14 protein-coding genes and 1 tRNA gene are annotated in these 14,892 nt (G+C 69.6%); 10 read left to right on the forward strand and 5 right to left on the reverse strand.

Going from position 1 to position 14,892, the window contains the following annotated elements; genetic code table 11:
* Positions 1–19: 19 nt before the first annotated feature.
* Positions 20–853: a sulfite exporter TauE/SafE family protein gene (locus AB0K82_RS11840; protein WP_364395592.1), complete on the reverse strand. Its 834-nt coding sequence runs from the start codon at positions 851–853 to the stop codon at positions 20–22.
* Between the two features lie 100 nt (positions 854–953).
* On the opposite strand from AB0K82_RS11840, the gene AB0K82_RS11845 reads away from it, so the two are divergent.
* The 3 genes from AB0K82_RS11845 (at position 954) to AB0K82_RS11855 (ending at position 4,470) form a co-directional block, all read left to right on the forward strand.
* Positions 954–1,664, forward strand: a complete 711-nt coding sequence (locus AB0K82_RS11845; protein WP_364395594.1) for a sulfotransferase family protein — start codon at positions 954–956, stop codon at positions 1,662–1,664.
* The gene (locus AB0K82_RS11850; RefSeq protein WP_364395596.1) at positions 1,661–3,346 is read left to right on the forward strand and encodes an AMP-binding protein; all 1,686 of its coding nucleotides are present in this window, start codon (positions 1,661–1,663) and stop codon (positions 3,344–3,346) included. Before AB0K82_RS11845 ends, AB0K82_RS11850 begins: the two co-directional genes overlap by 4 nt.
* A gap of 116 nt (positions 3,347–3,462) precedes the next feature.
* Entirely contained in the window at positions 3,463–4,470 is a 1,008-nt protein-coding gene (locus tag AB0K82_RS11855; RefSeq protein ID WP_364395598.1) for a winged helix-turn-helix domain-containing protein, read from the forward strand.
* 5 nt (positions 4,471–4,475) lie between these two features.
* Here the strand turns inward: AB0K82_RS11855 and AB0K82_RS11860 are convergent, their stop codons facing one another.
* Complete coding sequence (locus AB0K82_RS11860; protein WP_364395600.1) at positions 4,476–5,021, reverse strand: RICIN domain-containing protein; 546 nt, start codon at positions 5,019–5,021, stop codon at positions 4,476–4,478.
* Positions 5,022–5,050: 29 nt separating this feature from the next.
* Positions 5,051–5,569: an RICIN domain-containing protein gene (locus AB0K82_RS11865; protein WP_364395602.1), complete on the reverse strand. Its 519-nt coding sequence runs from the start codon at positions 5,567–5,569 to the stop codon at positions 5,051–5,053.
* Positions 5,570–5,758: 189 nt separating this feature from the next.
* Between AB0K82_RS11865 and AB0K82_RS11870 the strand changes: the two genes are divergently transcribed.
* Positions 5,759–6,523, forward strand: a complete 765-nt coding sequence (locus AB0K82_RS11870; protein WP_364395604.1) for an NYN domain-containing protein — start codon at positions 5,759–5,761, stop codon at positions 6,521–6,523.
* A 165-nt stretch (positions 6,524–6,688) separates the two neighbouring features.
* Here AB0K82_RS11870 and AB0K82_RS11875 read toward each other — a convergent pair whose 3' ends face one another.
* On the reverse strand, positions 6,689–7,195 hold the full coding sequence (locus AB0K82_RS11875; protein WP_364395606.1) for a serine hydrolase: 507 nt from the start codon (positions 7,193–7,195) through the stop codon (positions 6,689–6,691).
* Positions 7,196–7,518: 323 nt separating this feature from the next.
* Positions 7,519–7,601 (reverse strand) — tRNA-Leu (locus AB0K82_RS11880).
* Positions 7,602–7,708: 107 nt separating this feature from the next.
* Here AB0K82_RS11880 and AB0K82_RS11885 point away from each other — a divergent pair.
* Genes AB0K82_RS11885 through AB0K82_RS11910 form a run of 6 tightly spaced genes read left to right on the forward strand, consistent with a single transcriptional unit; the run spans position 7,709 to position 14,870 of the window.
* Positions 7,709–8,449: a DUF3662 and FHA domain-containing protein gene (locus AB0K82_RS11885; RefSeq protein ID WP_345366472.1), complete on the forward strand. Its 741-nt coding sequence runs from the start codon at positions 7,709–7,711 to the stop codon at positions 8,447–8,449.
* A gap of 11 nt (positions 8,450–8,460) precedes the next feature.
* Positions 8,461–8,946, forward strand: coding sequence for an FHA domain-containing protein (locus AB0K82_RS11890; protein ID WP_364395608.1), 486 nt, complete (start codon positions 8,461–8,463; stop codon positions 8,944–8,946).
* A complete protein-coding gene (locus AB0K82_RS11895) occupies positions 8,943–10,496 on the forward strand; it encodes a PP2C family serine/threonine-protein phosphatase (RefSeq protein ID WP_364395610.1) in 1,554 nt (517 codons plus the stop codon). Before AB0K82_RS11890 ends, AB0K82_RS11895 begins: the two co-directional genes overlap by 4 nt.
* The gene (locus tag AB0K82_RS11900; protein WP_364395612.1) at positions 10,496–11,992 is read left to right on the forward strand and encodes an FtsW/RodA/SpoVE family cell cycle protein; all 1,497 of its coding nucleotides are present in this window, start codon (positions 10,496–10,498) and stop codon (positions 11,990–11,992) included. The genes AB0K82_RS11895 and AB0K82_RS11900 overlap by 1 nt, the downstream gene beginning before the upstream one ends.
* On the forward strand, positions 11,989–13,437 hold the full coding sequence (locus AB0K82_RS11905; RefSeq protein ID WP_364395614.1) for a penicillin-binding protein 2: 1,449 nt from the start codon (positions 11,989–11,991) through the stop codon (positions 13,435–13,437). Before AB0K82_RS11900 ends, AB0K82_RS11905 begins: the two co-directional genes overlap by 4 nt.
* A gap of 2 nt (positions 13,438–13,439) precedes the next feature.
* A complete protein-coding gene (locus AB0K82_RS11910; RefSeq protein ID WP_364395616.1) occupies positions 13,440–14,870 on the forward strand; it encodes a serine/threonine-protein kinase in 1,431 nt (476 codons plus the stop codon).
* The last annotated feature ends 22 nt before the right edge of the window (positions 14,871–14,892 follow it).

Raw genomic sequence — 14,892 nt, forward strand, 5'->3', positions numbered from 1 at the left:
GCCGGCGGTCCACCGCCCGTCAGCCGCTGACGAGCTTGATCATGGCCGCGACGCCCACACATACGATCACTCCGCGCAGGATCGCGGGCGGCAGCCTGCGCCCCACCCTGGCGCCGAGGACACCGCCGACCATGGAGCCCAGCGCCACGAGCAGCACGGCCCACCAGTCGACCTTCGCGACGCAGATGTACAGGATCGCCGCCGTGGCGTTCACGAGCATCGTCAGCAGGTTCTTGGCGGCGTTGACGCGCTGCAGATCCTCGTCGAGGAAGATGCCGAGCAGGCCGACCAGCAGGACGCCCTGCGCCGCGCCGAAATAGCCGCCATAGACGCCGCCCGCGAACACGCCGAGCAGGAGCCAGGGCCCGCCGTGCGCCCGCCGGGGCCGGGAGGCGAGCCGGCGACTGATCATGGGCTGGGTCAGCACCAGCACGCAGGACAGCCCGATCAGCACGGCCACCACCGCGGTGAAGGCCTGCTCGGGCAGGTTGAGCAGGAGCAGTCCGCCGACCAGCGCGCCCAGCACCGAGGCCGGGGCCAGCCGGGCGATCCGGCCGCGCTGGCCCGCCAGCTCGGCGCGGTACCCCAGCACGCCGCTGGCGCCGCCGGGCACCAGGCCGATGTTGTTCGAGACGTTCGCCGTGATCGGCGGCAGCCCCACGGCCAGCAGCGTGGGGAAGGTGATCAGCGATCCCGATCCGACGATCGTGTTGATGGTGCCGGCCGCGACCCCGGCGGCGAGCACCGCCAGTACCGCCCACGGCCGCGCGGACAGCGCGAACACGGCGACGCATCCGGCCACCGCCACGGCGAGGAACAGGCCGATCAAGGCCCAGGGGTTGGGGGACCTCATGGTCGGCGACTCTAGAACACGTCTCGACGATTAAGACAACCAATCTCAAACAGGGAGATTTCACACAGAAGAGCCGTACCGCACCGCACGGGGGTGACACATGCTGCAGGTCATCGGGGCTGGACTGGGACGGACCGGCACTTACTCGCTGAAAGCGGCTCTGGAACGCCTGGGCCACGGACCCTGTCACCACATGTCCTCGCTCGGCGGAGACCTCGACCGCATCCACGAGTGGGAAGCGGCCGCCCGCGGCGAACCGGTCGCGTGGGACGACCTCCTGGCGGGCTACCGCGCGACCGTCGACTGGCCCTCGTGCTTCTTCTGGCAGGAACTCGCGGACGTCTACCGGCAGGCACCGGTCATCCTCACCGTGCGCGACCCCGCCCGCTGGTACGCGAGCGTCCGCGACACGATCTACCGTTCCAGCCACCGGCAGCCGGGATGGCACGGCCTCGCGATGTGGCTGGAGGACCGGGTCTGCGCGGGGCTCCGCGTCCGACGCCGGATGTGTGAACGGGTGATCTGGGAGGGCACCTTCGGCTCCCGCTTCGACGACCCCGACTTCGCCCTTCGGGTCTTCGCATGGCACAACGCCCACGTACAGGCGGTGATACCCGATCACCGGCTCCTGGTGTACGACGTCGGCCAGGGCTGGGGGCCGCTGTGCGAGTTCCTCGGCGTCCCCCGGCCCGATGAGCCGTTCCCGCACCTCAACGACACGGCCGCGTTCCGCCGGATGGCGTCCCGGCGCCGCCGGCGGCTGCTCACGCTGCGTCCGCTCGGTCCCGACGAGCACACGGCGGTCCGGTGAACGGGCGGTCGCGCCCCGGCCACGGCATGCGCGACCTGGCCGCGTCACTGGAGCCGTCTCGCTCGCGGGCCGAGCCGTACTACGCGGGCGGCCGATGGCGCCGGGAGTCCTTCGTCGACGATCTCCGGGCCGCGGCCGCGAACCTGCCCGACCGTACGGTGTTCGTCAACTGGCGCCGCGACCTCGGACGCGAGGTCATCGTGACCTTCGGCGAACTGGCGGCGTACGTCGACCGGCTGTCCGCCGGGCTGCGCGACCTCGGGCTGCGCCCCGGTGACGTGGTCGCCTACCAGCTCCCGAACTGGTGGGAGGCGGCCGCGCTAGGCCTCGCGTGCCTGGACGCGGGACTGATCGCCGTGCCGATGATGGCGACCCTGGGCGCGCGTGAGGTGGAGCGCGTCCTGGCCGGGACCGAGGCGAACGCCTGCGTGGTCGTCGACCGGTGGGAGACCGCGCGCCCCGCCCGTCTCCTCGCCGACCTGGACACCCGCCTGCCGAGGCTGCGCCACCGCGTGGTGCTCGGCGACGCGGCGGCGACCGGCGCGCTGGCCTTCGCCGACCTCCTCGGATCCGACCCCCGTCCCCGGGCGCACGTCGCCCGGGACCCGGACGAGGTGTCCCTGGTGCTGTTCACCTCCGGGACGACGGGCGAGGTGAAGGGCGTGCTCCACACCGCCAACACGCAGTACGCCTGCACCCGACCGAGGCACCGCGCCGTATGCGACATCCCGGAACCGCGGACGGCCACGCCGGCGAACCTGACCCACTCCGTGGGGATGCGGACGAACGTCCTGATGCCCCTGGTCACGGGCTGCGGCTCCGTGTTCGCCGACACCCGGGACCCGGACGTCTGGCTGGACCTGCTCGCCCGGCACCGCGTCACCCATTTCCTCGGCGCGCCCATGATGCTGGCCAGGCTCGTCGAGGCCCAGCGGCGGCACCACCGCCCCCTGCCCTGCCTGCAATTGATCATCAGCACCGGGGCCCCGCTCCCCGTCTCGCTCGTCGCCCCGGTCCACCGGTGGCTGTCCCCGGGCCTCGTCAACGGCTTCGGCATGACGGAGACGGGCGGCATCACCGCGACCGCCGTCGACGACCCGCCCGACTGGACGGGCCACAGCATCGGCCGCCCCGTTCCCGGCTGCGAGATCCGCCTGGTCGCCGACGAGCCGACCGCCGAGGACCGGGCGTTCCGGCTCTACGTACGCGGTCCCTCGGTGTGCGCGGGCACCTTCCGGCTGCACGACCGGCGGCCGACGTGGGACCCGGAGGCCACGGACGGCTGGTACGACACCGGCGACCTGGTCGGCGAGGACGGCAGCGGCGGTCTGCGCTACCTCTCCCGGGACGCCGACCGGATCGGCAGCCCCCTCCTGATCCCGATCCTGGAGGTCGAGGACGAGCTGCTGCGCCACCCCGCCGTCGCCGAGGTCGCCATCGTCGGCCGGCAGAACCCCGGCGGCGAGGAGACCGTGTGCGCGTTCGTGGTCCCCACCGGTCCCGCCCCCACCCTCGACGACCTGCGAGCGCACCTTCTCGGCACGGGCATGACGGAGTGGTACCTCCCGACCCGCCTCGAGTGCGTGGCCGCGCTGCCCCGCAACGAGCTGGGCAAGGTACGCAAGACCGAGCTGCGCGACCGCCTCCGCCCACCGGAGAACGACCCGGCCCGCAACCCTTAGATCCGAGAAGCCGCACGGGCGGGATCGGTATTTGCCACGATGTTCTGCACGGAATGGGGCTGCTTTCCGCGATCCCGGTCCGGTCGAGCCGATGCTCCCCGAGAGAACGAACGTGGTTGGGGGAAGACGTGGCCTATCGCCTCCACTTCACCGCGCAAGACCTGGCGCGGACGCGTATAGCCGACAAGGCGATGCCGTTCCTCGAGCTGCACATCGCCATGCGGGCGGTGCAGAGCCGCACGCGGCGTGCGGCTCTGGACGCTTGGCGGCGAAGCGTCGACGCCCGGCTGACCGCCCCCGCCCGAATGGCTCTGTCGCTCGTTCCCGTGGTCGGTTACGCGCAGTCGTTGTTCCCTCCCACGTGCGCCGGGGATCCGGAGGAACTACCGGACCGCGTGCTCGCCACGCCGCGCGCGGAGATCCGGGCGCAGATGAGCGCGATCGCCGAAGTACAGCCCGTGCCGTCCTGGACCCAGCGACTGGCCGATGACAGAGCGCTCCTGAAGCAGTTGGGGATCGAACTCCGCGGGCTGTACGACCACCTGCTGGGCCCCTACTGGGCGAACATCGAGGGCCTGTTCGCGCAGGACCGCGCCGTACGGGCCCAACAGTGGCTCACCGGTGGCGTGGAGCGTGTCCTGGCGGAGGCGAACCCCCAGTGGATGCGGTGGGACCCACCGGTGCTGGAGATCAAGATGGTGAACGGGGCTCAGCACGATCACGTGCTCGAAGGCCAAGGCGTGCTGCTGCATCCGTCGGCGTTGTGCGACCGCACCATCATCGACTATGAGACCGAGCCCCAGCCCGTCATCACGTATCCGGCGTGCGGCGACGATCCCCTTCGCCGGATGGCCGTCCTCACTCCGGAACCGGCCAGGGCCCGACCGGGAGGCGCCGTGGCGGCCCTCCTCGGCCAGACCCGTTCGTCCGTGCTGAACGTCATCGCCGAGCACGCCGGCTGCTCGACGAAGGAACTCGCCGATCTCGCCGGCGTCGCCCCCGCAAGCGCCAGCGAACACGCCACCGTCCTCCGCGAAGCGGGCCTGATCCACACGGTGCGGCACCGCAACACCGTGCGCCACAGCCCGACCGATCTCGGCATCGGCCTCCTCGGTCTCCGCTGAGGGGCTCAGTGATGCCACTTGGCCCAGGTGCCCTTGCTGCCCCATTGATGCACCGGGTTGTTCGACCGCCGATCGTGATACTTCGGCTGCACGTACTTGTTACCGCGGGGCGCCAGGAGATAGAAGTCCCGCTTCCCCGCGGCGCCGAACAGCTGGAACGACTGGTTGGCCTTGCCGTTGCACGGCCACTGACCCAGCCTGGCGCCGTTCTTCTTGCTGCTTCCCAGCACGTCGAGGCACAGGCCGCTGTGCTGGTTGACGAGTTGGTAGAGCACACCCGTGGTGCTGAGGATGGTCCACTTCTGGTTCGTCGCGCCGACGCAGCGATACAGATCGACCTTGGCGCCCTTGGCCCTGCTGGCCCCGTGGACGGTCATGCACAGGCCCGTCGCGCTGTTCACGAAGTATGTGGGGCCCGACAGGGCGTGCACCCCGCGCGGGGACGCCTTCGACCCGGGTTCCGCCCAGGCCGGCCCCACCGCCGACCCGGCCATCGCGACTCCGAGCGCGACCACCGTGAGCACACGCGCCTTGATGTGATGTCCCGACACCGCGGGCTCCTTTCCCGACGTTCGTACGGTCAGTGGTGCCACCGGGCCCACTTCCCCTTGGCGGCCCACTGGTGGATCGGGTTGTTCGCGCGCCGGTCGTGATACTTCGGCTGGACCTCTCGCAGGCTCACGGCGGACACGATCATGAAGCCGCCACCGGCCATGCTGTTGATGAGGAACCGCTGATTGGACTTGCCGTTGCAGGTCCACTGACCCAGCAGCGCCCCGTTGCCCTTCCGCCCACCGAGGACGTCCAGGCACAGGCCGCTCTTGACGTTCACGATCTGCTGCGTGTCGCGCATGGGAACGAGGGTCCATCTCTGGTTCGCCGCGCCGACGCAGCGGTACAGATCGACCTTGGCGCCCTTGGCCCTGCTCCCGCCGTGGACGGTCATGCACAGGCCGGTCGCGCTGTTGACGATGTAGCGCGGCGCCGAGCGGTACATGGCGGCCGCCGGCCGCTGCGCGTTCGCGGGCCCCGCCACGGCGATCCCCCCGACGAGTGCCGCCGCCGACCCGACGGCGATCAGGCTCGGTCGTACGTTCATGCTTCGAGTCCTCTCTGGCATGTGAGGAACTCTTCACGCGTCGGAATGAACGCTCAAGAACGTTCGGTCTACGCCGAATAAGGACAGACAGGCACCTGTATCGCTGTACGTAGACCTGTCCCTGCTCTACGGTCCGGAACACGAAGACCACCAGAAGGGCCGGCTGACGGTGTGACAAGGAGAAGCAGCATGGTCAGTGAGAACGCCGCCAAGCTCGCGGTCCTCATCGACGCGGACAACACGCGACCCACGATCACCGAGGGGTTGCTGGCCGAGGTCGCCAAGTACGGCACCGCCCACGTCAAACGGGCCTACGGCGACTGGACCGGAACCAGCCTCAAGGGTTGGAAGGATCACCTGCTCGCCCAGTCGATCCAGCCGATCCAGCAGTTCGCCTACACCGTCGGAAAGAACGCCACCGACGCGGCGATGGTGATCGACGCGATGGATCTGCTCTACACCGGGCGCTTCGACGGATTCTGCATCGTGTCCAGTGACAGCGACTTCACCCGCCTGGCCGCGCGCATCCGAGAATCCGGCCTCACCGTGTACGGATTCGGCGAACGCAAGACCCCCAAGCCCTTCGTCTCGGCATGCGACAAGTTCGTCTACATCGAGAACCTTCCGTACGCGAACCGCGCCGCCGCGCCCGCCGACGAGACGCCCGTGCCCACGGAGCACTCCTCCGCCGCCGCCCTCATGGCGGACGCCGGACTGCTGAGCCAGCTCCGCAACGCCGTGGAGGCGGCATCCGACGAGGACGGCTGGGCCAACCTCGCGAACGTCGGATACATCGTCATCAAGCAACGGCCGGACTTCGACTCCCGCAACTACGGTTATCCCAAGCTGAGCGAACTGATGGCCGCGATAGAGCTGTTCGAGCTCGACCGCCGCAGCCCCGGCGACGGAAAACCGGGCGTCGTCTACGCCCGCGACCGACGCCGCCAGCCCTAGCCCCTCCCGCGGGCCCCGGCGCCAACCGGACGTTTCCGCACGAGCCACAGGCCCGTCAAGACCGCGCCGGTCAGCGGTGACATCGCCAGACCGAAGCCGACGCCGACGACGGCCAGCCGCCACCACACGTCGCCGTAGCCGGTGGCGTGCTGGACCGTGGCAGTGTCAGGAGCCCGATCGCCGCGAGGGCCAGCCCGGCGGTGACGACGGCGCGGAAGCCGAATCGGGCGCCGATGGCGCGGTGGTGTCCTTGACGCTCAGCATGGCCGACCTCGCGAACTGGCGGCGGCCGTCTTTTGAGTAGAAGGTCATGGTGAAGTAGCCGGGGGCCGTCCCGCCCCATATCCAGCCATCGAGTTCGCCGCGGCAAAAGTCGGGGCCGCTGCTCTGGGGTGGGTCATTGGGCAGCGGGTCGGTCAGCACTCGCTGGCGTTCCGTCGGCAGCAGTCTGCCCTGGGTGAACGCCCGGTAGAAGGCGCTCACGTCGTGCGCGGTGGCGACCACCCCTCCGGCCCCCGAGCCGAAGCCGGCGTTGAACCGGTCCACGTCGCGCGGCTTGCCGTCGGCGTCGGGGTAGTAGCCGTGGCCGTGCGGCCCCTTGATGCCATCCGGCGGCTTGACGAGAAAGTAGGTCTTGGCCATCCCGAGCGGGCCGAACAGGCGGTTGTGCAAACCGCCAGGTGCGTAGGAGAGCGCCGGCGAGGAACCGCTCTAGGCCGTACAGCCCCCGGAACACCGACGTCCGACCAAGTCTCGGTAGATCTTCTCCACCCCAATGCCCACAGGCCACCCCAACCCAGGGGACGAAGCCCCCCAAATCCAAGCCCGCGCAGCGGGCGCAGGATCACCTCACGACAACCCCAGCCCACCGCATGGGGGGCGTGGGGGACGCAGCCCCCCACCCCGGGGGGCCCGGGGGGTCGTCCCCCCGAAAAAACGACGAAGGGTCGACGGGAAGGAAGCGAAGCTTCCGACCAGCCGACCCCAACACCGAGTGGGCGAGGAGGGATTTGAACCCTCACGTCCTTGCGGACACACGGACCTGAACCGTGCGCGTCTGCCGTTCCGCCACCCGCCCCGGGCGCGTCCAAAGGTTAGCACCATTCCGGCGGTGGTCCGAATCGGTTGCTCGGGGCGAACCTACTCACAGATACGATCGTCTAGCAGTGGAGAGGGGAGGTGCACGTGGGTGTCCTACAGCGCTTCGAGCGTCGGCTCGAAGGCATGGTCGAGGGTGCCTTCGCTCGGGCTTTCAAGTCGGAGCTTCAGCCCGTCGAGGTGGCCAGCGCGATTCAGCGCGAGATGGACGAGCGCGCCGCGATCGTGGCGCAGGGTCGCACGCTGGTGCCGAACGACTTCGTCGTCGAGATCTCACATCCGGACGGCGAGCGACTGGAGGTCTACGCCGACAGCCTGAGCCAGGAGCTGGCCAATCTCGCCCGTGAGCACGCGAAGGAGCAGGGTTACTCCTTCGTCGGGCCGGTGCGGGTGCGGTTCGAGAACGCCGATGACCTGCGCACGGGGATGTTCCGGATCCGGTCCGGGGTCATCCGTGGCTCCACCGTGGAGGGTGGCGAGATCCGCCAGCCGATGAGCGACATGCCGCCTCCGCCGCGCGGGTTCGCGGGCGGCCGGCCGCGGTTGCTGGTGAGCACGGAGGGCCAGCAGAGCCACACGTACGATTTGACCACTCCGGTGACGTTGCTCGGCCGGGGCACCGATTGTGATCTTCGGCTTGTCGATCCGGGCGTTTCCCGGCACCATGCCGAGATCAGAGTCGAGGGCCCGGAGGTGGTTGCGGTTGATCTAGGGTCGACGAACGGCACTTTCGTGAACGGCCAGCCGATCCGCCGTGTGACCCTGCATGACGGCTCACGCGTGACGCTCGGCCGGACAACCCTGGTGTTCCGCCGCGATAGGGAGTAGCTCCGACTCCGATGAACCAAATCACCCTGACGCTCATGAAGGTGGCGTTCCTAGCCGTGTTGTGGCTGTTCGTCATCGCGGCCGCGGGCGTCATCCGTGCCGATCTGTGGGGCTCGAAGGCCGCCGCCAAGGCCCAGCGGCCTCGGCAGGCCGCCCAGCCCGCCCGGCCGCCGCGACAGGCGGCGGCGCCGCGCGTCAGGCGGTCGGAACCGACCAAGCTGGTCATCACCGAGGGTGCCCGGGCCGGCACGACGATGGACCTGGTCGGGACGGAGATAACGATGGGTCGCTCGAATGACGTCACGCTCCCCCTCGGAGACGACTACTCTTCGGGACGGCATGCCCGGCTCTTCTCGCAGAACGGTCAGTGGTTCGTGGAGGATCTCGGTTCGACGAACGGCACCTATCTCGGGCGCGCCAAGGTGAGCAGGCCGGAACCCGTCCCCGTCGGCGTACCGATCCGCATCGGGAAGACCGTCATAGAGCTGCGCAAATGACCATCGGAATTCACTTCGCCGCCCGGTCGGACGTCGGCATGCTCCGCGAGGGCAATGAGGACTCGGCGTACGCGGGCTCCCGGCTGCTCGCGGTGGCCGACGGCATGGGCGGCCATGTCGGCGGCGAGATCGCCAGTGCCGCCGCCATCGAGACCCTGAAGCCACTCGACCGGGACTTCCCGCCGCACGAGCTCGTCGGCGCCCTCGAGCAGGCGGTGCACCGGGCCAACGGGACCCTGCACAGCATCGTCGAGGGTGATCCGTCGCTGCAGGGCATGGGCTGCACCCTCACCGCGATGCTGTGGAACGGCGCGCAGGTCGCCCTCGTCCACATCGGCGACTCTCGCGCGTACCTCCTGCGGAACGGCGAGCTGTTCCAGATCACTCATGATCACACACTGGTTCAGTCGCTCGTCGACGAGGGTCGGATCAGCCTGGACGAGGCCGCGTCCCACCCGCAGCGCTCCCTTCTGCTGCGGGCGCTGGACGGCCGCGGCGAGGTCGACCCGGACATCTCGCTGCGCGAGGCGCAGCTCGGCGATCGCTACCTGCTGTGCTCCGACGGGCTGAGCACGGTGGTGAGCGCGGAGACCATCCACCACGCGCTGAGCACGGCGGCAGAGCCGGACCAGGCCGTACGCCAGCTCATCGACCTGGCCAACCGCGGTGGTGGCCCGGACAACATCACCTGTGTGGTGGCCGACGTGGTCGAACTGGAGCAGCAGCAGGGCCCGCCGCCGGCCTCGATCACCGCGGGCGCCGCGCACAACGCCGGCCGGGGCCGCGGCGAGGCGGACATGCCGCCGCCCGGCGCGATGGCCGCGGAGACGCCGGCCCAGCGGGCCGCGGCGCTGCGGGAGCAGCAGCCCGCGCCGGTGACCGTGGCGGACATCCCGGCGGTCGGCCGCCAGCACGAGGACACGCTGCCGCAGATGGCAGTCGGCCGGCGACGGCGTCGCTGGCCCTGGCTGGTGGCGGTGGCCGGGGTGGTCGTCCTGCTGGCCGCCGGCGGGTCGTACGTCGCCTGGAACACCGTCCAGGGGCAGTACTACGTCGCGGCGGACGGCGGGCAGGTCGTCATCTACCAGGGGATGAACCAGGACCTTCTGGGGTTCAAGCTGTCGCACGTGAAGGAACGGCCCAGCCCGGCGCTGAAGGTCGCCGACCTGGCGCCCTCGGCACGGGACTCGGTGAACCACACGATCGACGGCCTGGGCAGCCTGGGCAAGGCCCACACCACGGTGAACACCCTGCGCAAGCAGGTCTGCCACCTCGTCGTCGCCGACAACAAGGGCGTCGTGACGATCTGGAAGGGCAAGGGCCAGCAGAGCACGCTGGGCTGCGAGGAGACGGTCGTCGAGCCGTCGAACCCGCCGGTGCAGACCAGTCTGTTGCCCAAGCAGGACAAGGACACCGTGCACAATGGCATCTCCGTAACGGACCTGACGCAGGCCCGCGCCAAGGTGCAGGAGCTCCGCGACCAGGCCGACCTCTGCAAGAAGCAACCGGGCAAGTCAGGCTGCCCTTCTAAGCCGAACACCACACACTGATGACTTCCGCAGCCGCCGAATCCGAGGTGCAGATCGCGACCCGCCCCCGGCGGAGCGCCCAGCTCGGCATGTTGATCTTCGCGTTGGTGGTCACCGTCGCGGGCTTCGCCCAGGTCGGGCTGGCGCGTGACGGCAGTCTGCCCGCCGGGATGTACGGATACGGCATCGGCCTCGGGATCCTCGCGGCCGGCGCCTACTTCGTCGTCGCCCGGTTCGCGCCGTACGCCGACCCGCTCCTGCTTCCGCTGGCCGTCTTCCTCAACGGCCTCGGGCTGGCGATGATCTACCGGCTGGACCTGAGAACGAGCGCCGACTGGAAGAAGGCCCTCCAACAGGGCAAGGATCTCTCCTACATCGGGCCGTCGACGACCGGGCAGCTCACCTGGACCGCGCTGGCGATGATCTTCTTCGCCGTCACGCTGCTCGTGCTGAAGGACATCAAGCTCCTCCAGCGGTACATGTACACGATCGGCGCGGTCGGGCTGTTCTTCCTCGCCCTCCCGGGCTTCCTGCCCTCGTCGATCAGTGGCGCGCTGGGCGCGAAGATCTGGATCCGGATCGGCGGGTTCTCGATCCAGCCCAGCGAGTTCTCCAAGCTCGCGCTGGTGGCGTTCTTCGCCGGATACCTGGTGAACAAGCGGCAGAGCCTGTCGATCGTCGGCAAGAAGCTCGGCCCGGCGAACCTCCCGCGCGCCCGCGACCTCGGCCCGATTCTCGTCATCTTCGTGATCTGCCTCGGCGTCCTGGCGCTGGAGAACGACTTCGGTACGGCCATCCTGTTCTTCGGGTTGTTCGTCAGCATGCTCTACGTCGCGACCGAGCGCTTCATGTGGGTGCTGATCGGCGTCCTGCTGCTGGCCTGCGCCTGCCTCATCGCCCCGGAGATCCCGCACGTCGCGCAGCGGATCGACACCTGGCTGGACCCGCAGGCGTACTTCGACGGCGGCTGTCGGATCGGCGGGAAGATCGTCAACCAGACGCACTGGGACGTCTGCAAGCAGAAGGGCGGCGTGTACCTCGCCGACAGCAGCCAGCTGATGTTCGGCCTGTTCTCGATGGGCCAGGGCGGCGTGCTCGGCACGGGCCTCGGCCAGGGCGAGCCGTGGCGCACTCCGCTGTCCTACAGCGACTTCATCTTCACCTCGTTCGGCGAGGAGCTGGGGCTCACCGGCGCGATGGTGATCCTCATTGTGTACGGCCTGATCGTGCAGCGGGGCATGAAGGCGGCGCTGGCCACGAAGGACAACTTCGCGAAGCTGTTCGCGGGCGGCGTGTCGTTCGTCTTCGCGCTGCAGGTCTTCGTCATCGTCGGCGGTGTGACGCGGCTCATCCCACTGACCGGTCTGACCACGCCGTTCCTCGCCCAGGGTGGGTCGTCGCTGCTCGCGAACTGGATTTTGATCGCCATTCTGATCCGCATCAGTGACACCGCGCGGCGGCCCGCGCCGCAGCCGATCCAGGACGAAGGGATGACCCAGGTGGTGAGGACGCAGTGAACAAGCCGCTCCGCAAGATCGCGGTGGCCGGCATGCTCCTGCTGGTCGTCCTGATCGTGAACATCAACTACCTCCAGGGGTCGCAGGCGGAGAAGCTGCGGACCGACCCGCTGAACTCCCGGCAGTTCGCCCAGCAGTGGGAGCACAACCGGGGTCCGATCATGGCCGGGAAGGTCACGCTGGCCTACTCCCAGAAGCTCGGCGGCGACGACGGCAAGAACTACCAGCGGCACTACAACCAGGGCACGATCTACTCGCCCATCACCGGGTACGTCAGCGTGTTCAGCCGTACGGGCCTCGAGTCGGCGCAGAACGGCCTGCTGGACGGCACGGACAAGCGGCTGGCGCTGCACAACTGGTTCGACATGCTGGTCGGCAAGAAGGCCGCGGGCGCCACCGTGCAGACGACGATCGACCCGGACGCGCAGCAGGCGGCCTACGCCGGCATCAAGAACCGCACGATCCGGCGCGGCGGCGCGGTCGCCCTCGACGTCAAGACGGGCGCCATCCTGGCGATGGCCTCCTTCCCGTCGTTCGACACGAACGACGTCGCCGTCCACGACGGGACGAAGGCGAACAAGGCCTTCACGGCGCTGAACAAGCAGAAGCCGGACCCGATGTTGAACTACGCGATGCGCGAGACGTTCGCACCGGGCTCGTCGTTCAAGATCGTCAACTCGGCCGCCGCCATCGAGAGCGGGCAGTACCGCAAGGACTCGGGGGTCGACGCCAGTGAGCTGAGGCTGCCCGAGTCGGGCCGGACACTGCCGAACTCCGACGGCGACGAGGAGAAGTGCAACGGCTCGCCGCCCCTGATCAACTCCTTCGCGGCGTCCTGCAACTCGACGTTCGGCCGGCTCGCTATCAAGCAGGGCCAGGAGCAACTCGGCGCGATGGCGGCCAAGTTCGGCTTCAACAAGCCCACCGAGGTCGAGAACGGCATGTCCAGCGCCACCAGCGTCTACCCGACCAAGCAGATCGGCGGCGACGCCCTGGCCCGCAGCGGCATCGGCCAGGAGGTCGTGACCGCCTCGCCGCTGCAGATGGCGATGGTCGCGCAGGCGGTCGCCAATGACGGCAAGATGATGAAGCCGTTCCTCGTCAAGCGCGTCGTGGCCCAGGACCAGTCCGAGCTGGTCACCGCCGAGCCGAAGCAGCTCGGGCAGCCGATCAGCGCCGACACCGCCGCTCAGCTCCAGGAGATGATGCGCGCGGTCGTCGAGCGCGGCACGGCGACGAGCACGCTCGGCGGGCACGACATCGCCGGCAAGACCGGGACCGCCGAGACCGGCATCGGCGGGATCAACGAGGACTGGTTCGTCGGCTTCGCCCCGAAGAACAACCCCAAGATCGCCTTCGCCGTCGTCACCGAGGGGCCGCGGGGTTCGAGCGGCGCGACCTACTCCGCGCCGATCGCCCTGCGCATCGTCCAGGCGGTGCGCTGACCATGACCACCCCAGACGTCCTGAACGACCGGTACGTGCTCGACGAGCGGCTGGCCGTCGGCGGGATGGGCGAGGTCTGGAAGGCCACCGACCGGCTCCTGGGCCGGCCGGTGGCGGTCAAGCTGCTGAAACAGCAGTACCTCGACGACGAGACGTTCCGCGGTCGCTTCCGCGCCGAGGCGCGGTTCGCCGCGGCGCTGCAGCACAGCGGCATCGCGCAGGTCTTCGACTACGGCGAGCAGGACGACCTGGCCTACCTCGTCATGGAGCTGGTGGCGGGCGAGACGCTGTCGCAGATCCTCGCCCGCGACGGGCGGCTTTCCGCCGACGCGACCCTGGACCTCGTCGGCCAGGCCGCGCGGGCACTGCACGTCGCCCATTCGGCGGGCATCATCCACCGGGACATCAAGCCCGGCAACCTGATGGTGACCGACGACGGCACCGTGAAGATCACCGATTTCGGCATCGCGCGCAGCGGTGACAGCTCCATGACGCAGACCGGCATGGTCATGGGCACCGCGCAGTACGTCTCGCCGGAGCAGGCGACCGGCAAGAAGGTGACCCCGGCCGCGGACCTGTACTCCCTCGGCGTGGTGGCGTACGAATGCCTGGCCGGAGGTCCGCCGTTCGTCGCCGACACGCCGGTCGCGCTGGCCCTCAAGCACGTGCGTGAGGAGCCTCCGGCGCTGCCGTCGTCGGTGTCGCCGGCCGTCCGCGGCCTGGTCTCCGCCATGCTGGCCAAGCATCCGGACGATCGCCCGCGCTCGGCGGCGCAGATCGCCGAGGGCGCGTACGCGATCCGCCACTCGCTGGGCGTCGGCGACGCCGACGCCGCGGAGGAGACCGCCCTCGCCCATGGGTGGACGGTCGAGGCCCCTCTCGCCGGGGACTGGGCGGCGGACGCCGCCGGGAACGACCCACCGGGACAGGGCCCCGCGGCGCCCGCCGCGTTCGCCCAGGCCGAAGCCGCGCCGGCCGGTCCCGCGACCGAACAGATGCGCGCGCCCGCACCGCAGCGGTCGCATCGGGCCCGCGCACGCCGACGGCGGCACGTCGGCCGGTTGGTCCTCGTGAGCGCCGCGGTCGTCGTCGTCCTCGGCGCGGGCGTGTTCACCGTCACAGCGCTGTGGAAGAGCCCCGGTCACACTAAGCTCGTGGACGGCAACCGGGTCCAGCCCGCCAGTGGGATCGCTCCGACGAAGCACACCAGGCGGCCTCGTCTTGGCGTGCCGACCGATCGGCCCGTACCCTCGGGTTCGACCTTCGACCCGACGACTCCCAGCCCGACGCCGAGTTCGGCGACGAGCTCGACGCCAGTCACGAAACCGACCAGGACGAGGAGTACCCCGACAACGACGCCTACCACACCGGCGGCGGATTCGCCGTCGACCTCTCCGGAACAGCCGCCTGTGAGCAGCTCTCCAGGCGGATAGGTTCGGAGAGCATGGTGTAGAC

Source organism: Actinoallomurus sp. NPDC052274, from assembly GCF_040679475.1.
GTDB lineage: Bacteria > Actinomycetota > Actinomycetes > Streptosporangiales > Streptosporangiaceae > Actinoallomurus > Actinoallomurus liliacearum.

Bases quoted from the DNA above. Each gene is read 5' to 3' on its own strand.
- AB0K82_RS11910 (WP_364395616.1), top strand. From the start codon at position 13,440: ATGACCACCCCAGACGTCCTGAACGACCGGTACGTGCTCGACGAGCGG.
- AB0K82_RS11900 (WP_364395612.1), top strand. From the start codon at position 10,496: ATGACTTCCGCAGCCGCCGAATCCGAGGTGCAGATCGCGACCCGCCCC.
- AB0K82_RS11865 (WP_364395602.1), bottom strand. From the start codon at position 5,569: ATGAACGTACGACCGAGCCTGATCGCCGTCGGGTCGGCGGCGGCACTC.
- AB0K82_RS11890 (WP_364395608.1), top strand. From the start codon at position 8,461: ATGAACCAAATCACCCTGACGCTCATGAAGGTGGCGTTCCTAGCCGTG.
- AB0K82_RS11840 (WP_364395592.1), bottom strand. From the start codon at position 853: ATGAGGTCCCCCAACCCCTGGGCCTTGATCGGCCTGTTCCTCGCCGTG.
- AB0K82_RS11845 (WP_364395594.1), top strand. From the start codon at position 954: ATGCTGCAGGTCATCGGGGCTGGACTGGGACGGACCGGCACTTACTCG.
- AB0K82_RS11870 (WP_364395604.1), top strand. From the start codon at position 5,759: ATGGTCAGTGAGAACGCCGCCAAGCTCGCGGTCCTCATCGACGCGGAC.
- AB0K82_RS11895 (WP_364395610.1), top strand. From the start codon at position 8,943: ATGACCATCGGAATTCACTTCGCCGCCCGGTCGGACGTCGGCATGCTC.